Consider the following 17,325-nt stretch of genomic DNA (forward strand, 5'->3'; position numbering starts at 1 on the left):
AATTTGCGGGGGATTGCCCCTTTTCACCGACTGATCAGGTTATTGTTATGAATGAATTTTCAATTGTCTGCCGTATTCTGGGCACGCTGTTTTACCGCCAGCCGCAGGATCCGTTACTGGTTCCGCTTTTTGGCCTGATTCAGGACGGAAAATTGCGCGAACACTGGCCGCTGGAGCAGGATGCGTTGCTGATCCGTTTGCAGGAAAGCGCCGACCCTCAGGCGCTGGCCGCTGAGTTTAACCGTTTGTTTGTCGGCTCAGAATGTGCAGTTTCGCCTTTCCGCAGCGCTTACGTTGATGGCGCAAATGAAATGGATATCCGTACTTTCCTGCAACAGCGCGGAATGCCGTTAGGCGAAGCGCCTGCCGATCACTTTGGCGCGATGCTGCTTGCAGCGTCATGGCTGGAAGATCAGTCGCAGGAAGATGAAGTGGGCGCGCAAATCACCTTGTTCGATGATTACCTGTTCCCGTGGTGCGGGAAATTCCTCGGTAAAGTTGAAGCGCACGCCACCAGCGGTTTTTACCGCACGCTGGCTGAAATCAGCCGCGAAGCATTGCAGGTGATGCGCGATGAGCTGGAAGAACAGCTTCCGCCGGATCTGGATGACGACGAAGAAGACGATCAGTAAATCCCTGATGAGTCAGAAATAAAAAAGCCCGGCCATGAAGATGTGCCGGGCTTTTTATATTAGTCAGCTTTTTATATTAGTCATTAAAAGGGATGACCAGTTCACCCGGTTTCACTTCTATACCTTTCGCCAGTTTTTTGGCCATCGCTTCGCCTTTGCTGCGATCGCCATTCAGTACGTACGCCGGACGCTGATCGAAGTAAGTTTTCAGCGAATTATTCAGGTAAGGCATCAGGCCTTTCATCACGCTGTCCATTTTTTCCGGCTGAATGGTGTAATCCACCACCTGCATATCTTTCAGGAAAATCGCGCCTTTATCCTTGTCGTACGACGGATTGGCTTTAAGCGTCAGGTGCATATCGGCTTTCTGCGGGCCAAATAATGACGAGATATCGACATGTGCGTCGCCGGTCAGCGTGACGACGCCTGGTTCGGCGCGTCCAATCTGGCTGCTGAGATTGGTCAGCACTAATTTCGCATCCACCAGCCCCGGCACGCCGAGTTGTTTCTCGAAATTATTGTTCTTGTGCAGATAGTCATTAACCTGCTGCTCGCTGATGGTGTACTGCGTCAGCTGGTTACACCCGGCCAGCAGGCTGGCGCACATCAGAACTGCTGCACCTAAAAGTCGCTTTGTCATTCTTCCCTCATTACGTAAAAACTATTTTGTCAGCATGACCGCTAAACGGTTTCGCTCCAATCAGACAACGCTGATTAGCCTAAGTGCTGGGGAAGGGGAAGAAAAGGGAAAATCGCCGGAAGCAGGCTTCCGGCGCAAGATTTAACTGGCGAGGCGGGTAAACAGATTAACCTGCGTCTGTTTTGCCATATTGTCGCGATAAGCCTGAACGCGGGACGGCCACTCAATTCCCTGAACGATAGTCAGCGAACGCAGTACCGGCCAGAGATTGATGTCATCTTCTGAAAGCTCGCCGTTGACGGCGTTCGGTTCGACGATCAGCTTATCGAGCGCACGTAAGTCCTGGCTGATTTTTTTCACCAGACCTTCTGAATGTTTCAGATGCTCCTGAAAATCGCCGCTGGCAGCCTGCTTTTTGTCGGAGAAATATTTACGCGCTTCCGGCGTGGAGAACTCTTCCAGCGGCGCGGCTGCAAAACGAGGCAGCAGCAAACGACCCATATATTCAGAAACATGACGCAGCCAGGTCGCAACAGACGCATTCAGCGGGCCGGTCAGCAGCGGTTTTCCGTCACTTTTATCCACGTAATGCACGATGTCCATACTTTCCGGCATAAAGCCGCCATCCTGTTTTTGCAGGATCGGCACCATCTTTTTGCCCACCATGGAAATCGGGGTTTTCTCGTCATCATTGAGCAGAACTTTGATTTCTACCGGAATGTTTTTCAGACCGAAAATCATGCGTGCTTTAACGCAAAAAGGGCAATGTTCGTAAACGTAAAGTCTCATGGTTCATAGCTCCTGTTGTCGCCGGCGTTGACCTGTAGGGTGCGTGAAAACTGCCGGATATAGGTTCGGATTTAATCGATACGCTGAAACCAGTATGGGTAAATGAGGAGGGGAGATCAAACCGCGTCCCTGAGAACGCGGTCTGCATCAAGGTATTAACTGCCGCTCAGCATGGCTGGTTCGATGCGGCGAAGATTGAATTGCCAGTACAAACCGGTGAGGGTGATGAAGCCCACGATGCCCAGTAAAAACCAGGGCAATTCAGGAAGTTCAAGCGCGCGGCCGGTGTCATACATCCAGCCGCCGCCGGTGTAACCAATCACGCCGCCCAGCGCCAGCCCCAGACGGCTGAAACCCATGTAACTGCCACGTGCCCGCGAGTCTGCCAGCGAGGCACTCAGTGTTTCTCGCGCCGGTTCGGCAATGATTGAGCCAATGTAGAAGAAACCGATCAGCAGCAACAGCGGGTTAATCGATGTCACCAGCCCGACGGGCAAAAGGCTGAGGGTCATGATCAGCAGGCCGAACATCAGACGCTGCTCAAGGCGGAAGCGTTTTTCGCTCCAGCGCGCAATCGGATAGAGTAGCGTCAGGGAAAGCACTGCTTCAATCGCATACATCCATTTCACCGCAGCCGGGCTGCCCGCGACATCATTGACCGCGATCGGCAACATCAGCATGACCTGCACGGTCAGCATGTAATATCCGGTCAGCGTCAGCACATACGCCAGAAAACGGCGATCGCGCAGCACGCGCATCATGCCTTCACGCATCGGCGTGCGCATGGTGGAAATGCGGTAAGCAGGGAGCAGCCAGGCGTTGCAGGCGGCGGCGAGTACAAATATGCCCGCGCCGGCCCAGCACACGTAATGGAAATCATATTGCAGCAACCAGCTGCCGATGAGCGCACCGATAACCGCACCGGCGCTGTCTTGCATCATCATCAGGGAGAAGAAACGGCTGCGCTCGTGCGGACGGGTCAGCTTAATCACCAGCGCGGTACGGGGCGGGTCGAACAAGGTGCCGCCGAGGCCGGAGAGAATGCAGGAACAGACTAAAATCCACGGTTCATCTGCCATTGCCATGGTGGCGAATCCGGCCGCGCGTAAAAGCATGCCGGTGATAATCATCGGTTTGGCACCAAAACGGTCAGCGATTGCGCCGCCGAAAATGCCTAATCCCTGTTGCGTGAGCTGGCGGACACCCAGCGCCAGACCGACGGCCATCGCGGCCCAGCCGAGCTGATCGACAAATCGGATCGAGATCAACGGAAAAACCACGAAAAAGCCTAAAATAACCAGCGCGTTGTCTAATAACAGAAAATACTTACCCAAGCTCCGAGCTTGTGATACCAGAGACATGCTTCACCATGAGCGATTATTTGTACCCTGTCCGGCAGATACAGAAAGGAAGAAAAGACCGTTCCAGTCTGAACTGGAATCAGGCAATTAGATAGGGCGCTATTGATAATATTTTTTTATCGTCAAGCCGCGTTCTGACTGGCAGAATTGGCGATGATCAGGTGTTTCCTATAAATTCTATTCATCGACCCGAGCGGGATGTGGAGGAAGGGATGTTTGGCTATAAATCTGCCGTGCCGAAAGTGCGGCTTACCACTGACCGGATGGTTCTGCGCCTGGTTCATGACCGCGATGCGCACCGGCTGGCTGAATACTATGCGGAGAACCGGGTGTTTCTGAAACCCTGGGAACCGGTCAGGGATGAAAGCCATTGTTATCCTTCCGGATGGCAGGCGCGTCTGGGGTTAATTTCCGAAATGCAGAAACAGGGCAGCGCGTATTATTTTATCCTGCTCGATCCCGATGAAAACCGCGTTATGGGTGTGGCGAATTTCAGTAATATTCTGCGCGGCTCATTCCATGCCTGTTTCCTCGGATATTCGCTGGGTCAGGAATGGCAGGGGAGAGGGCTGATGCAGGAAGCGTTGCAATCGTTAATCCGTTATATGCAGCGCCAGCAAAAAATGCACCGGATTATGGCCAATTATATGCCGCACAATAAACGCAGCGGGCAACTGCTCGAGCGTCTGGGCTTCGAGCGTGAAGGCTATGCGAAAGACTATTTACTGATTGATGGCAAATGGCAGGATCACGTGCTGACGGCGCTAACCTGGCAAGAATGGACGCCCCCGTCCCGATAAGGAGAGCAACATGAAACATGAACTCAGTGACCGGGAAGCCCGGGTTGTCGGTTGTTTGCTGGAAAAACAACTCACCACGCCGGAACAGTATCCGATGACGCTCAACGGATTAACCACCGCCTGCAACCAGAAAACCAACCGTGAACCGGTGATGGAACTCAGCGAAAGTGACGTTCAGCAAACGCTGGATTTACTGCTGCGCAAGCACATCATCCGCACCCTCAGCGGTTCCCGCACCATGAAGTACGAGCATCGTTTTTGTAATTCCGAATTCGGCAATCTCAAATTTTCCCCGCAGGAAGTGGCGGTCGTCACTACGCTGCTGTTGCGCGGCGCGCAAACACCGGGCGAATTGCGCACCCGCACCAACCGCCTGCATGATTTTTCTGACGTTGCTGAAGTCGAGCAAACTCTGACAGATCTGACTAACCGCGAAGATGGCCCGTTCTGCGTGCGTCTGGCGCGTGAACCGGGCAAACGCGAAAGCCGTTTTATGCACCTGTTCAGCGGTGAAGTCAGCCAGGCAGCCAGCGCCACGGAAGAGCCATTTTTCAGCGCCGCCGCACCGGACTCCGGGCTGGCCGCGCGCGTGGAAGCGCTTGAGGCCGAAGTGGCCGAACTGAAACAACGTCTGGAAAACCTGCTGCAACATTTGGGTGATTAAAAGGAAAACGTCGTGAGTAAACTTCGGATAGGCGTTATCGGGCTTGGCGGGATCGCGCAAAAAGCGTATCTGCCGGTTCTCAGTCATGCTGAAAAGTGGACGCTGGTCGGCGGTTTTTCCCCGAATCAGCAAAAAGCACAGGCCATTTGCGACAGCTACCGGATGGCCTGTTTTTCCCGGATGGACGAACTTGCCAGCCAGTGCGACGCGGTATTCGTCCACAGCAGTACGGCCAGCCATTTCGACGTCGTCGGGCAATTGCTGGCGCAGGGCGTCCATGTGTATGTCGATAAACCGCTGGCGGCTGAGCTGGATCAGGCTGAACAATTGGTAGAGCAGGCGAACCGGGCAGGCAAAGCGCTGATGGTCGGGTTTAACCGCCGCTTTGCGCCACTGTATCGTCAGCTGAAGGAGCAGATGCAACAACCGGCGTCCTTGCGGATGGATAAACATCGCACGAACAGCGTCGGGCCACACGATCTGCGTTTTACGTTGCTGGATGATTATCTGCACGTCGTGGATACGGCACTGTGGCTGGCGGGCGGCAATGCCAGCCTGGAAAGCGGGCTGATTCAGATTAACGAGGCTGACCAGATGCTTTATGGCGAGCATCATTTCCTGTGCGGAGAAACGCTGGTGACGACTTCAATGCATCGCCGCGCCGGAACCTTCCGCGAAAGCGTGCAGGCGGTGACAGAAGGCGCCGTTTATCAGCTCGACGATATGCGAATCTGGCGCGATGAACGCGATGATATTCTGACGCAGCAACCTGTTGCAGGCTGGCAAAGTACGCTGGCGCAGCGTGGTTTTGCCGGCGCAATTGAGCATTTCGTCGATTGCGTCTCGAACCAGACCGCACCTGAAACCAGCGGCGAACAGGCGATTTACGCGCAGGCTATGATCGAAAAAATTCTGCAAAACTGAGTGAAAGCCGCACAGGATGGTGCGGGTAACAATCTATAACAACTGCCGTTGGCTATTGCATGGCGGATGCGTAGACTAAGCGCATCTTTGAGCCATGCCGGTTCATCTTTCACGCCTGCTGATGCAGGCGTGGTTGTTTAACCTGTTGATCAATATTGAGTTAAAGACAGGCCACCGGCAAACAAGAAAAGTGACATGAATCTACTTAAATCTTTGGCAGCCGTCAGTTCAATGACGATGTTTTCACGTGTATTAGGCTTTGCCCGCGACGCCATTGTGGCCCGCGTTTTTGGTGCCGGAATGGTGACCGACGCCTTTTTTGTGGCGTTCAAACTGCCCAATTTACTACGTCGTATTTTCGCTGAGGGCGCATTCTCTCAGGCTTTCGTGCCGATTCTCGCCGAGTATAAAACCCAGCAGGGCGAGGAAGCCACGCGGACGTTCATTGCTTACGTTTCGGGCCTGCTGACGCTGGTTCTGGCGATTGTCACCGTGCTCGGTATGCTTGCCGCGCCGTGGGTGATTTACATTACAGCTCCCGGTTTTGTGGATTCGCCCGATAAATTTGCACTGACCAGTTCGCTGCTGCGCATCACGTTCCCGTATATCCTGCTGATATCGCTGGCCTCTCTGGTCGGGGCGATACTCAATACCTGGAACCGTTTCTCGATACCGGCTTTTGCGCCGACGTTCCTGAACGTTAGCATGATTGGCTTTGCGCTGTTTGCTGCGCCTTATTTCCACCCGCCGGTGCTTGCACTGGCCTGGGCGGTGGTTGCAGGCGGATTGCTGCAACTGGGCTACCAGCTCCCGCATTTGAAGAAGATCGGTATGCTGGTTCTGCCGCGTCTGAACCTGAAGGATGCCGGGGTCTGGCGCGTTATGCGTCAGATGGGTCCGGCAATTCTGGGTGTGTCGGTGAGCCAGATTTCCCTGATTATCAACACCATTTTCGCGTCATTTCTGGTTTCAGGTTCCGTGTCATGGATGTATTACGCTGACCGACTGATGGAGTTTCCGTCCGGCGTGCTGGGCGTGGCCCTGGGGACAATTCTGCTGCCGTCGCTGGCGCGGAGTTTTTCGAACGGCAATCATGCCGAATACAATCGCCTGATGGACTGGGGCCTGCGCCTGTGTTTCCTGCTGGCACTGCCAAGTTCTGTCGCGCTGGGTATTCTGGCGAAACCGCTGACCGTTGCGCTCTTCCAGTACGGAAAATTCAGCGCCTTTGATGCGTCAATGACGCAGCGCGCGCTGGTGGCCTACTCCGTTGGTCTGATGGGGCTGATTGTGGTGAAAGTGCTGGCACCGGGCTTCTATTCCCGTCAGGACATTAAAACACCGGTCAAAATCGCCATCGTCACATTGCTGATGACACAGGTGATGAACCTTGCGTTTATCGGTCCGCTGAAACATGCCGGTCTTTCGCTGTCGATTGGTCTGGCTGCATGCCTGAACGCGTCGCTGCTTTACTGGCAATTGCGTAAACAGGATATCTTCCAGCCGCAGCCGGGCTGGAAAGTCTTCCTGATAAAACTGTTTGTGGCGGTGATTGCGATGTCTGCGGCGCTGCTCGGCATGATGTGGCTGATGCCTGCCTGGGATGTCGGCGGAATGGCGTATCGTCTGGCGCGTCTGGCGGCCGTTGTCGCGGCTGGCGTGGTGGCGTACTTCGCCGTGCTCGGCCTGTTAGGGTTCCGCGTGAAAGAGTTTGCCCGGCATTAATGTGAGAAAATGCAGAAACAAAAAAGGGCGCTAAGCGCCCTTTTTTAATGCCTGCCAGACAGGAATTACATACGTTCTACGGTTTCGATACCCAGCGTATCCAGACCGGTTTTCAGCGTGCGCTGCGTTAACAGTGCCAGTTTCAGGCGGCTGTTGCGGCTGGTTTCGTCTTCAGCGTTCAGGATCGGGCAATGTTCGTAGAAGCTGGAGAACAGGCCAGCAACGTCGTAGAGATAAGCACACATGGTGTGTGGTGTGCCTTCGCGGGCAACAACGGTCAGGACTTCTTCGAATTGCAGCAAACGGGTAGCCAGTGCCGCTTCGCGTTCTTCACGCAGCACGACCGGCTGTGTCAGGCTATTAACGTCAATCTCTGCACGTTTGAAGATTGATGCCACGCGGGTGTAAGCATATTGCATGTACGGCGCGGTGTTACCTTCGAAGGCCAGCATGTTGTCCCAGTCGAAGATGTAATCGGTGGTGCGGCTTTTCGACAGGTCAGCGTATTTGATTGCGCCGATACCGACGGCGTTGACCAGTTTTTCCAGCTCTTCTGCATCTTTCAGCTCAGGATTCTTCTCTGTGATGAGCTTACGTGCGCGTTCAATCGCTTCGTCCAGCAAATCGGACAGTTTCACCGTGCCGCCTGAGCGGGTTTTGAACGGCTTGCCGTCTTTGCCCAGCATCATGCCAAACATGTGGTGTTCAAGCGCAACAGAATCTGGGACATAACCGGCTTTGCGCGCGATGGTCCAGGCTTGCATCAAATGCTGATGCTGACGGGAGTCGATGTAATACAGCACACGATCGGCCCCCAGCGTTTCGTAGCGGTATTTCGCACAAGCGATGTCGGTGGTGGTGTAGAGGTAGCCGCCATCTTTTTTACGGATGATGACGCCCATCGGGTCGCCTTCTTTATTCTTGTACTCGTCCAGATAAACCACGACGGCACCTTCGCTGTCGACGGCCAGACCTTTTGACTGCAAGTCAGACACGATACCCGGCAGCATGCTGTTATAAAGGCTTTCACCCATAACATCGTCTTCGGTCAGGGTGACGTTCAGGCGGTTGTAAGTCAGCTGGTTTTGCTTCATGGTCACATCGACCAGTTTGCGCCACATTTGCAAACAGTATTCGTCACCGCCCTGCAACTTCACCACGTAGCCACGGGCGCGTTCAGCAAAGGCTTCGTCTTCGTCGTAGTTCTTTTTCGCTGCGCGGTAGAATTCTTCCAGATCAGCCAGATTCATGTCACCGGCGTTTTCGTTCTGCACTTTTTCGAGATAGGCAATCAGCATCCCGAATTGTGTGCCCCAGTCGCCAACGTGGTTTGCGCGGATCACTTTATGACCCAGCAGTTCGTTGGTACGCACGGCGGCGTCGCCGATAATGGTGGAGCGGATGTGGCCAACGTGCATTTCTTTCGCCACGTTTGGCGCAGAGTAGTCGATGACGATGGTTTGCGGCTCAACGGGCGCAATACCCAGTTTTTCGTCATTCAGCGCGCTGTCGACATGCGCACCGACGAATGCCGGATCCAGGAAGATATTGATGAAACCCGGACCGGCAATTTCGACTTTGTTTGCGATGCCGTTCAGATCCAACAGTTCAACCACTTTCTCTGCCAGTTGTCGTGGCGGCATACCGAGTTTTTTCGCCACGGACATTACGCCATTAGCCTGATAGTCGCCAAACTGAGCTTTGGCGGACTGACGGACCTGCGCTTCGCTGTCGGCGGATGCGCCTGCTGCGATCAGCGCGTGGCTGACTTTTTCTGAAAGGAGTGACTGAATATTCACCGGATTACCTTTAGTCGATATCCCCGTCATCTTTCGGCTGCGCAGTTTCACTGCAACCCAGATGATTTAGGGGAAGAATGTAGTTGTTTACTGGTTATACGTTTTAAACGGATTAACCGAAAATGATGCGTATTTATATCATATTAGCCCTGCGGCGTCAGTATTGCCGCGTGTCCTGAAGGCATGAAAGCGCGATTCTGCGGCATGTCTCTGGCAACCGGATGAAAGGCTGTGTAAATTACCCGACCCTGAAGATCTGCAAAATGAAAAGAGATAGGATGCCCGCCATGAGACACGTGCCAGAGTTACAGGATTTAGTTGATGATATGTCGCGTTTCACCGACGTATTAACGACATTCGCTGCAAAATTGCAGATCAACCTGGGTGAATTTCATGCCGATCATATTTCTGTGCGCTGTCATCAGAACACGACAGCCGATCGCTGGAAATCCGGGCTGGAAAAATGCGGCAGCCTGCTCAATGAAACCCTGATTAACGGGCGGCCTATCTGCCTGTTTACGCTCGATGAGCCGCTCACGGTCGGGCCGCTGAGCATTGATCTGGTGGAATTGCCTTATCCGGGGGATAAGCGATATCCGCATGAGGGCTGGGAACATATTGAGATTGTGCTGCCGGGGGCAGAAGAAGAGTTGTATACGCGGGCGCTGGCACTGATTGCCGATGAAGCGCTAATGACGCCCGGTATAAAACTGAAGCAAAGTGCGCCCAAAGGGGAAAATGAGCGTTTGCCTAACCCCACGCTGGCGGTCACTGACGGTTCAGTAACGATAAAATTTCACCCGCACAGCCTGCGTGAAATTGTCGCCAGCGAAAGGGACGCGGGTTAACGCCGGAGCTTATCGAGTGCGGCTTCCATCCGGTCGAGTGCTTTCCCGAGAAGGGCGCGCTGACAGCCGAAATTGATGCGCACGCACTTCGGCGCGCCAAATTCGGCTCCGCCGGAGAAGCCCACGCCCGCTTCGACAAAGAAACGGTACGGATCGTCCACCGGCAATGCGCTGGCATCAATCCAGCCAAGATAGGTGCCTTCGGGTGCCAGCATGCGTAAACCTGGCATGGCGTTAATACGCGACGCCACAAGATCCCGGTTTTCACGCAAATAATCGAGCTGTGCGTTAAGCCACGCTTCGCCATCACGGTAGGCCGCCGTCGCCGCAACATACGCCAGAATATTGACGTGCGGCACGATACCTTTGCTGGTGTCTAAAAATTTCCGGCGCAATTCGGGGTTTGGGATGATCGCCATCGAGGCACCCAGTCCGGCCAGATTGAAGGTTTTCGATGGCGCCATCAGCGTAATCGAACGCTGTTCTGCATCCGCATTGAGTGAGGCAAACGGAACGTGCTTTAGATCCGGTTCCAGAATCAGGTCGCAGTGGATTTCATCGGAACACACCACCAGATTGTGGCGTCTGGCGAATTCCTGTTGTTGCAGTAATTCATCGCGACGATAAACAGTGCCGCCCGGATTATAAGGATTGCAGAGCATCAGCAGCTTTTCACTGCCATCAAGCTGGCTTTCGGCGGCGGAAAAGTCTGCCACCCAGCGTTGTTGCTGTTGGGTGACCGGAATGGATTTAAATGCCCGGCCTTCAGATTGTGCGGCCTGCATGAAAGGCGGATAAATGGGCATCGGCATCAGGCTGCTTTCGTGTGGCGCAACGTTGGCGCGTACGGCCACGTTCAGCCCGCAGACCAGACCCGGAAGCCAGACAATCCATTCCGGCTCAATCGCCCAGTCATAAAGGTCTGCAAGCCGTTTAACCACAATTTCAATCAGTTCCGGCGGAGTAATACCGTAACCAAAGACACCTTCGGCCACGCGTTGTTGCAGTTCTTTAATTACCTGAGGCGGAGACGTGAAGTCGGTATCGGCGACCCAAAGCGGAATCACATCCTGATGATGATATTTATTCCACTTAACGCTATCACTGTGACTGCGGTCTACCCACAAATCAAAATTGAGTGCCATAGTTAGCTTTCCTAAGCAGGCAGTTGGGCGGGAATGCTCATGTCAGAGCCTACGCGACATGGCCGGTTACACACAAGTGTTGTAGCATAATGCCGTAATCAGGAGAGGTCACATGACTAAATTAGAAGTGTGTTGTTACAGCGTGGATTGTGCGTTAACAGCAGAACAAGCCGGAGCCGATCGCGTCGAATTGTGCGCGAGTCAGGCTGACGGCGGTATTACGCCGAGTTACGGCACCCTCAAACTGGCGAGGGAAAAAGTGACGATCCCTGTACATCCGATTGTACGTCCGAGGGGTGGTGACTTTTGCTATAGCCAAAGCGAATTTGATGTTTTGAAAAGTGACATCGCGATGATCCGCGATCTCGGTTTTCCCGGTCTGGTGGTCGGCATGCTCGACGATGAAGGGCATATTGATATGCCAAGAATGTGGGAAGTGATGGCGTTATGCGGCGATATGGCTGTGACATTTCACCGTGCTTTCGACATGTGTCTGAACCCGAAGATTGCGCTTGAGCAGTTGACTCAGCTAGGTGTGGCGCGCATTCTGACTTCCGGACAGCAGCAAAATGCGGAAGTGGGTTTGCCGATGCTTCGGGAACTGAATCAGCTCACGCGTGGTCCAATTATTATGGCTGGCGCAGGTGTGCGTCTGACGAATCTGCAAAAGTTTGTGGACATCGGGCTGACCGAGTTACACAGTTCGGCAGGGCGTCAGGTTCCTTCCTCTATGCGCTACCGCAAAGCCGGTGTCACCATGAGTTCCGACACCGATTTTGATGAATTCAGTCGTTATTGCGTGGACGGTGATATTGTTGCCGCAATGAAAAGTACATTGCAGTTTGACGATCAAATATCCCGCACGGCGTAATAATCTCAAGATTTAACCGGGTCAAACGACCCTTATTGCGTCGCCCTGCGCAAGTACCAGGCCCCGTCATTTTGGCGGGGCTTTTTTTATGCTTAATTTCTGTGCTAGACGCGGTGTTTTTCGGAAGGGCCTGCTGCGGTTTCAATCAGCGTCACCAGATGTTCGATGGCGTCTTTTGTCGGATCCTGTTTATCGCTGTTCGCCGTATTACGGCGTAAAGACTCAACAACTTCCGTTTTAACATCGGGAAGATTTACCGAAATTGAAGCGATGCTGAATGCAATTGCTGCCTCCAGTGCCTGAGCGGTGCGCAGGAGAACATCCGGGTTTTCGTGTGAGTCGGACACTTTATAACCTTGTGGTTTGAATGGTTATGGGAGACTAGCATTTCCATTACATTTGGAAAGGGTATCAGATCGAAAATTGGACAAATGTTGTCATTTAATCTGAAAAGTGTCAGCCCCAGGTAAGGTAAGCCACGCCAAACATGCCGGCTTTGACCACCAGACACATTACAAAGAGACCTAAAACAATCACTGCACGATCAAAAAGGAATCGGATTCTCCGGCGCATACTTTTCTCCGCGACAGGTTCGCGTTCTGATGAATAACTTTGGCCGAATTTATACACGAAACACTATGAATCAATCCAACGATAAAGTATGAAAACAGGAAGCTTTACAAAGGCCTGGCGCACAGTGGCCGTCAGCCCTGATCTGAAGGCCGGAAAAGGTGAATAAATCGGAAGATTTATGTCAGTCAGAAGTGAGCTGGCTACTTTTCGTAGAAGTTTTTAATTTTGATTGCGACATCGATATTGGCCCAGTGCAATTCGTTTTCCTGATGCAGACTGCTGCTGCCATCTTCCCAGGAAACGTAATACGAGACGATGTCCTTATCAGATTCAAACGTATTCATCACGGTGCCTTTAATATCGCCGGATCTGTGTTGAACGATACTGCCTTTAGGGAATTTCATACATCCTCCCAGAACGTTAACCACGATCTCTGTCAGAACAAACAGATAGCCATTCCGAAAGGTTAGACCTTTTTAATCCCGGATGTACAGCGCGACGGGGCAGAAAGCCGGAGATAAATACGGGGGAGGTTACCGCCAGACAGTGAGTCTGGCGGAGAAAGCAGGGTTTAAGGTTTGCGGGCGATAAGCAACGCGCGGCGCGGTGCCGGATAACCTTCAATAGTTTTGGTTGGATCGTTCGGGTCAAGGAATTCGGCCAGTGATTCGCTGGTCATCCAGTCGGTACGGCGCTGTTCCTCAACCGTCGTGACGCTGACATCCGCGATACGCACATCGGCAAATCCGCATTTAACCAGCCAGTCTTTCAGCGCTTCGGCAGACGGAATGAAATAGATATTTCCCATCTGCGCGTAACGGTCGCCGGGCACCAGAACCTGCTGACTGTCGCCTTCGACAACCAGCGTTTCCAGCACCAGTTCACCGCCACTGACCAGCTGGTTTTTCAGCTGATAAAGATGATCCAGCGGTGAACGGCGGTGGTAAAGCACGCCCATCGAGAAAACGGTGTCGAACGCATTCAGCTCAGGCAACTGCTCGATGCCCAGCGGCAGTAAATGTGCACGCTGATCGCCGCCCAGCAATTTACGCACAGCTTCAAACTGGCACAGGAACAGCTGCATCGGATCGATACCTACGGCGAGATGCGCGCCCGCGCCAATCATGCGCCACATGTGATAGCCGCTGCCGCAGCCGACGTCTAAAATTGTACGGCCCGCCAGAGAAGAGATGTGCGGAAGTACGCGATCCCATTTCCAGTCTGAACGCCATTCGGTATTGATTTCAACGTCGTACAGCGAGAAAGGCCCTTTACGCCATGGCATCATATTGCGCAGCAGGTTCTCGATGCCTTCACGCTGACCGGCGGGCAGCGGGGTTTCCATATTGGCGGAAACGCTGTGTAGCAAATCAAGACGTTCTGGCTGTAACAACGGCAGGCGGTCAACCGAGTTGAACCACAGTTTAAATTTACCGTGCAGCGACTCTTTCTGCCATGCAGTGAGTTGTGAAGGCAAAGTGTTAAGCCACGGGCTCAGTGGCCCTTTGGCAATCACGCGGTAAAAATCACCAAAATCAATCATTCTGCTTCCCCGGCTTTGACGGCAATCAGCGAGCCGAAGTTAAAGCACTGGAACCAGAGTTCTGTGTGCTGGAAACCGGCCTGATGCAGGCGCGCTTTGTGGGTTTCAACAGAATCGGTCAGCATCACGTTTTCCAGCATGCTGCGTTTCTGGCTGATTTCCAGTTCGCTGTAGCCGTTCGCACGTTTGAAATCATGATGCATATTGAAGAGCAGTTCGCCGACGTCTTTGTCCGCGAAACTGAATTTTTCTGACAGTACCAGCGCTGCGCCCGGGCGCATTCCCTGATAGACCTGATTCAGCAGGCGCTGACGATCGTCCGGTTCAAGAAATTGCAGGGTGAAATTGAGCACAACCATCGAGGCATTTTTGAGTTCGATATCCAGAATATCGGCTTCGATAACGTTAACCGGCGTATCGGCGCGGAAGGCGTCGATGTGGCGGCGGCAGCGTTCCACCATGGCAGGGGAGTTATCGACTGCAATGATTTCGCAACCCGAAACCTTGATATTGCGGCGCATCGACAGCGTAGCCGCACCAAGCGAGCATCCCAGATCATAGACATTCGTGTCGGGCTTAACAAAGCGCTCGGCGAGCATGCCAATCATCGAAATAATGTTGGAATAACCCGGTACAGAACGTTGGATCATATCGGGGAAAACTTCAGCAACGCGTTCATCGAACGTCCAGTCGCCCAGCTTATCTATCGGTGCAGAAAACAGCGTATCGTGCTTTGCCATAATGGTGAGTCGAACCAAAAAATTGAAGGGACAGAATTTTGAGGGCGAATTTTAGCAGATACTGAGGCGGGCAGATACCTGTGCGCGGCGCTGCCCGTAAAAAACGGCGGAAAAGCTAGTCGAATGCCAGAAACTGGGACCACGGCAAATAGATGATATTCGCGATAACCATTAACACCAGCGAGATATAAGTAGCGGCCATGCCGCTGCGGCGCCAGGCGAATTCGCGGTGTTTTAAGCCGTAATAATGGAACAGCCGGCCGGTAATCAGCAGCAGTCCGCAGGCGTGAATCATCCAGACGCCGGCACCGTTCATTTCCATAAACAGCAGCAATAAACAGCCGATAGGCAGATATTCGACGGCGTTGCCGTGAACGCGGATGGCGGTTTGCAGTTCGTAGGAGCCGCCGTCGCCGGTGGCAATACGGTACTGCATTCTCAGGCGTACCACATCGAAAGAGAGTTTGATCAAAAGTATGGCGGCAAGCACGACATATAACGCGCTAATCATGATGACTTCCTTGGTTATTCCCTGTGATCCGGCGGGGCAATGACCCGCTTCACTGCGCCACTATGATAGCGGCAAGACGCAAAACTGTCGTCAGACAATCACGAATAATTTAGAACAGTGCGTCCTGTTCCGGCCAGTCAGGTTCAGGCTGAACGGTCGGGATTTTGGCCCGCAGCAAGGGCCAGAGACTGCGCGCCTGCTGCGGTGCGTCGGTGCAATCCGGCGTGTGGATAAACAGATAAGGAGAAAGCCCCTGGGTTTCCCACGCCGCAAGTTTGTCTGCCCACTGCACGAACAGCGGCCGGTTATCGTCAAGAATATCGCCGCCGATGAAACGCACGATGGGGCGCGTCGCCGTCACGACGGCGTGGAGCGGCAGAACAGGTTTTTTACGTTTGGCGTCAAGCACCGCTTCAGTCTGAGATTTCGAGCTGTGAACCGGACGGCTGTCGAGAATCGTGCGGTTGATCCCGCGCTGATGTAACCCCTGATTCAGCGCGCGCTCGGCATCGCCTTTGGCGAAAAAATCAGAATGGCGTACTTCAACGCCGTAATCAAAACCGGCGGGCAGGGCGTCCAGAAATTGCCATAAACGCTCAAGATGCGCGGGTGCAAAAGTGGGAGGAAGCTGTAACCAGAGCTGCCCGATGCGTTCGCCAAGCGGCCCGAGCGTGCGGTAAAACGTATCGACATCTTCCTGACAGTTTGCCAGTGCGGCTTTATGGCTGATGGATGACGGGAATTTAAAACAGAAACGGAAGGATTCAGGCGTCATATCGCGCCAGCGCATCACAACGTCCTGTTTTGGCAACGCATAAAATGTGGTGTTGCCTTCGACACAATTGAAATACCGGGCGTAATCAGCCAGATCGCGAAGCCCGATACGGGCCCAGGCGTTGTGGTGCCATTGCGGTAAACCAATATACATGCCGCGCTTCCTCTGTTTTTTCCATAAAAAACGCCGCCCGGCAGGCGGCGTCAGGGATATCCGGCAGGGTAACCTTACTGTGGCAGTGCGGCAAGCACTTCGGCGGTTGAACGCACGCGGCTGATGCGCGGGAAGATGAACTGCACGCTGGACTGATGATGGTCGTTATTGTGCGCGCTGCATGCATCTTCGGCGATCACCAGCTCATAGCCATGCTCCCAGGCGTTACGGGCTGTGGATTCCACACCGATGTTGGTGGAAATACCGGCCAGCACGATGCTTTTAATGCCACGGCGGCGCAGTTGTAAATCCAGATCTGTACCGTAGAACGCGCCCCACTGGCGTTTCACCACCAGCAAGTCTTTGTCGGTGACGCCCAGTTGCTCCGGGAATTCCCACCAGCTCGCTGGCAGGCCGCCTTCCGGCGCGGCCGCAGGGACGTCGACCGGCTGTTTCAGCGCTTCGTCAAAAGAGTCGGACCAGCCCACGCGCACCATTACCACCGGAGAGCCCAGTTTACGGAAACGGTTTGCCAGTTCAGTGGCGTTATCCAGAACCTGCTGCGCGGTGTGCGGGCCGCCGGCAAACGGCAGAATGCCTTTCTGTAAATCGATCAGCACTAATGCGGTCGTTTTAGGGTCGAGTTTCATGGTGTTAGCTCCCGGTTATCAAAAGGGGTAAATAGAGGCAGGAATAATGAACTGCGTGTACAAAGGGGATAGCCGGAGTCTATGCTAACGCGTGGGTCAAAATGGGGATAATTTTGTTAAATTATGTGTAGCAAGCAACATGTGTGAATTTCCGCGCCAGCCTTGATGCGTTCGCACTTATC

General features: G+C 53.5%; 19 protein-coding genes. 7 read left to right on the forward strand and 12 right to left on the reverse strand.

Annotation, left to right across the window (positions count from 1 at the left end):
- Nucleotides 1-47 precede the first annotated feature (47 nt).
- Complete coding sequence (locus KWG64_RS20215; protein WP_195814507.1) at nt 48-632, forward strand: molecular chaperone; 585 nt, start codon at nt 48-50, stop codon at nt 630-632.
- Nucleotides 633-708: 76 nt separating this feature from the next.
- Here KWG64_RS20215 and KWG64_RS20220 read toward each other — a convergent pair whose 3' ends face one another.
- From KWG64_RS20220 to mdtH, 3 genes are all read right to left on the reverse strand, one after another.
- Nucleotides 709-1,272: a lipoprotein gene (locus KWG64_RS20220; RefSeq protein ID WP_218522951.1), complete on the reverse strand. Its 564-nt coding sequence runs from the start codon at nt 1,270-1,272 to the stop codon at nt 709-711.
- Between the two features lie 141 nt (nt 1,273-1,413).
- On the reverse strand, nt 1,414-2,061 hold the full coding sequence (gene grxB, locus KWG64_RS20225) for a glutaredoxin 2 (RefSeq protein WP_195814508.1): 648 nt from the start codon (nt 2,059-2,061) through the stop codon (nt 1,414-1,416).
- A 155-nt stretch (nt 2,062-2,216) separates the two neighbouring features.
- The gene (mdtH, locus tag KWG64_RS20230; RefSeq protein ID WP_195822979.1) at nt 2,217-3,422 is read right to left on the reverse strand and encodes a multidrug efflux MFS transporter MdtH; all 1,206 of its coding nucleotides are present in this window, start codon (nt 3,420-3,422) and stop codon (nt 2,217-2,219) included.
- Between the two features lie 212 nt (nt 3,423-3,634).
- Here mdtH and rimJ point away from each other — a divergent pair, with 212 nt between their 5' ends.
- The 4 genes from rimJ (at nt 3,635) to murJ (ending at nt 7,535) form a co-directional block, all read left to right on the forward strand.
- The gene (rimJ, locus tag KWG64_RS20235; RefSeq protein ID WP_218522952.1) at nt 3,635-4,222 is read left to right on the forward strand and encodes a ribosomal protein S5-alanine N-acetyltransferase; all 588 of its coding nucleotides are present in this window, start codon (nt 3,635-3,637) and stop codon (nt 4,220-4,222) included.
- A gap of 10 nt (nt 4,223-4,232) precedes the next feature.
- Nucleotides 4,233-4,886: a YceH family protein gene (locus KWG64_RS20240; protein ID WP_218522953.1), complete on the forward strand. Its 654-nt coding sequence runs from the start codon at nt 4,233-4,235 to the stop codon at nt 4,884-4,886.
- A 12-nt stretch (nt 4,887-4,898) separates the two neighbouring features.
- Nucleotides 4,899-5,810 carry a Gfo/Idh/MocA family protein gene (locus KWG64_RS20245; RefSeq protein ID WP_218522954.1) on the forward strand — a complete coding sequence of 304 codons (912 nt, stop codon included), beginning with the start codon at nt 4,899-4,901 and terminating at the stop codon, nt 5,808-5,810.
- Between the two features lie 195 nt (nt 5,811-6,005).
- Nucleotides 6,006-7,535, forward strand: a complete 1,530-nt coding sequence (gene murJ / locus KWG64_RS20250) for a murein biosynthesis integral membrane protein MurJ (protein ID WP_218522955.1) — start codon at nt 6,006-6,008, stop codon at nt 7,533-7,535.
- A gap of 65 nt (nt 7,536-7,600) precedes the next feature.
- Here murJ and argS read toward each other — a convergent pair whose 3' ends face one another.
- On the reverse strand, nt 7,601-9,334 hold the full coding sequence (argS, locus tag KWG64_RS20255) for an arginine--tRNA ligase (protein ID WP_218522956.1): 1,734 nt from the start codon (nt 9,332-9,334) through the stop codon (nt 7,601-7,603).
- 287 nt (nt 9,335-9,621) lie between these two features.
- Here argS and KWG64_RS20260 point away from each other — a divergent pair, with 287 nt between their 5' ends.
- Nucleotides 9,622-10,182, forward strand: a complete 561-nt coding sequence (locus KWG64_RS20260) for a VOC family protein (protein WP_218522957.1) — start codon at nt 9,622-9,624, stop codon at nt 10,180-10,182.
- On the opposite strand, the gene KWG64_RS20265 is transcribed toward KWG64_RS20260, so the two are convergent.
- A complete protein-coding gene (locus KWG64_RS20265) occupies nt 10,179-11,327 on the reverse strand; it encodes a MalY/PatB family protein (protein ID WP_218522958.1) in 1,149 nt (382 codons plus the stop codon). The two genes, KWG64_RS20260 and KWG64_RS20265, sit on opposite strands and share 4 nt — an antisense overlap.
- Nucleotides 11,328-11,439: 112 nt before the next feature.
- Here KWG64_RS20265 and cutC point away from each other — a divergent pair, with 112 nt between their 5' ends.
- Nucleotides 11,440-12,198, forward strand: a complete 759-nt coding sequence (gene cutC / locus KWG64_RS20270; protein WP_165056982.1) for a copper homeostasis protein CutC — start codon at nt 11,440-11,442, stop codon at nt 12,196-12,198.
- Nucleotides 12,199-12,302: 104 nt separating this feature from the next.
- Here cutC and KWG64_RS20275 read toward each other — a convergent pair whose 3' ends face one another.
- The 7 genes from KWG64_RS20275 to KWG64_RS20305 all read right to left on the reverse strand — a co-directional run bounded on the left by KWG64_RS20275 (nt 12,303) and on the right by KWG64_RS20305 (nt 17,143).
- Nucleotides 12,303-12,545, reverse strand: coding sequence for a hypothetical protein (locus KWG64_RS20275; RefSeq protein ID WP_195814516.1), 243 nt, complete (start codon nt 12,543-12,545; stop codon nt 12,303-12,305).
- Nucleotides 12,546-12,971: 426 nt separating this feature from the next.
- On the reverse strand, nt 12,972-13,175 hold the full coding sequence (locus KWG64_RS20280; protein ID WP_195814517.1) for a hypothetical protein: 204 nt from the start codon (nt 13,173-13,175) through the stop codon (nt 12,972-12,974).
- 167 nt (nt 13,176-13,342) lie between these two features.
- Nucleotides 13,343-14,314, reverse strand: a complete 972-nt coding sequence (gene cmoB, locus KWG64_RS20285) for a tRNA 5-methoxyuridine(34)/uridine 5-oxyacetic acid(34) synthase CmoB (RefSeq protein ID WP_195822987.1) — start codon at nt 14,312-14,314, stop codon at nt 13,343-13,345.
- Complete coding sequence (gene cmoA, locus KWG64_RS20290; RefSeq protein ID WP_152325797.1) at nt 14,311-15,054, reverse strand: carboxy-S-adenosyl-L-methionine synthase CmoA; 744 nt, start codon at nt 15,052-15,054, stop codon at nt 14,311-14,313. The genes cmoB and cmoA overlap by 4 nt, the downstream gene beginning before the upstream one ends.
- A gap of 115 nt (nt 15,055-15,169) precedes the next feature.
- The gene (locus KWG64_RS20295; protein WP_152325798.1) at nt 15,170-15,565 is read right to left on the reverse strand and encodes an MAPEG family protein; all 396 of its coding nucleotides are present in this window, start codon (nt 15,563-15,565) and stop codon (nt 15,170-15,172) included.
- Nucleotides 15,566-15,674: 109 nt separating this feature from the next.
- Entirely contained in the window at nt 15,675-16,493 is an 819-nt protein-coding gene (locus KWG64_RS20300) for a DUF72 domain-containing protein (RefSeq protein ID WP_195814520.1), read from the reverse strand.
- Nucleotides 16,494-16,567: 74 nt separating this feature from the next.
- A complete protein-coding gene (locus KWG64_RS20305; protein WP_152325800.1) occupies nt 16,568-17,143 on the reverse strand; it encodes a hydrolase in 576 nt (191 codons plus the stop codon).
- Nucleotides 17,144-17,325: the final 182 nt, after the last annotated feature.

Origin of the sequence: Rahnella sp. PD12R (genome assembly GCF_019200965.1) — a bacterium.
Classification (GTDB): domain Bacteria; phylum Pseudomonadota; class Gammaproteobacteria; order Enterobacterales; family Enterobacteriaceae; genus Rahnella; species Rahnella laticis.

What these genes read in the sequence shown, in the direction of transcription:
- KWG64_RS20260 (WP_218522957.1), top strand. Translation starts at nt 9,622, where the DNA reads ATGAGACACGTGCCAGAGTTACAGGATTTAGTTGATGATATGTCGCGT.
- rimJ (WP_218522952.1), top strand. Translation starts at nt 3,635, where the DNA reads ATGTTTGGCTATAAATCTGCCGTGCCGAAAGTGCGGCTTACCACTGAC.
- mdtH (WP_195822979.1), bottom strand. Translation starts at nt 3,422, where the DNA reads ATGTCTCTGGTATCACAAGCTCGGAGCTTGGGTAAGTATTTTCTGTTA.
- KWG64_RS20280 (WP_195814517.1), bottom strand. Translation starts at nt 13,175, where the DNA reads ATGAAATTCCCTAAAGGCAGTATCGTTCAACACAGATCCGGCGATATT.
- murJ (WP_218522955.1), top strand. Translation starts at nt 6,006, where the DNA reads ATGAATCTACTTAAATCTTTGGCAGCCGTCAGTTCAATGACGATGTTT.
- KWG64_RS20220 (WP_218522951.1), bottom strand. Translation starts at nt 1,272, where the DNA reads ATGACAAAGCGACTTTTAGGTGCAGCAGTTCTGATGTGCGCCAGCCTG.
- KWG64_RS20295 (WP_152325798.1), bottom strand. Translation starts at nt 15,565, where the DNA reads ATGATTAGCGCGTTATATGTCGTGCTTGCCGCCATACTTTTGATCAAA.
- KWG64_RS20305 (WP_152325800.1), bottom strand. Translation starts at nt 17,143, where the DNA reads ATGAAACTCGACCCTAAAACGACCGCATTAGTGCTGATCGATTTACAG.
- cutC (WP_165056982.1), top strand. Translation starts at nt 11,440, where the DNA reads ATGACTAAATTAGAAGTGTGTTGTTACAGCGTGGATTGTGCGTTAACA.
- KWG64_RS20265 (WP_218522958.1), bottom strand. Translation starts at nt 11,327, where the DNA reads ATGGCACTCAATTTTGATTTGTGGGTAGACCGCAGTCACAGTGATAGC.
- KWG64_RS20240 (WP_218522953.1), top strand. Translation starts at nt 4,233, where the DNA reads ATGAAACATGAACTCAGTGACCGGGAAGCCCGGGTTGTCGGTTGTTTG.
- KWG64_RS20215 (WP_195814507.1), top strand. Translation starts at nt 48, where the DNA reads ATGAATGAATTTTCAATTGTCTGCCGTATTCTGGGCACGCTGTTTTAC.
- cmoA (WP_152325797.1), bottom strand. Translation starts at nt 15,054, where the DNA reads ATGGCAAAGCACGATACGCTGTTTTCTGCACCGATAGATAAGCTGGGC.
- KWG64_RS20300 (WP_195814520.1), bottom strand. Translation starts at nt 16,493, where the DNA reads ATGTATATTGGTTTACCGCAATGGCACCACAACGCCTGGGCCCGTATC.
- grxB (WP_195814508.1), bottom strand. Translation starts at nt 2,061, where the DNA reads ATGAGACTTTACGTTTACGAACATTGCCCTTTTTGCGTTAAAGCACGC.
- cmoB (WP_195822987.1), bottom strand. Translation starts at nt 14,314, where the DNA reads ATGATTGATTTTGGTGATTTTTACCGCGTGATTGCCAAAGGGCCACTG.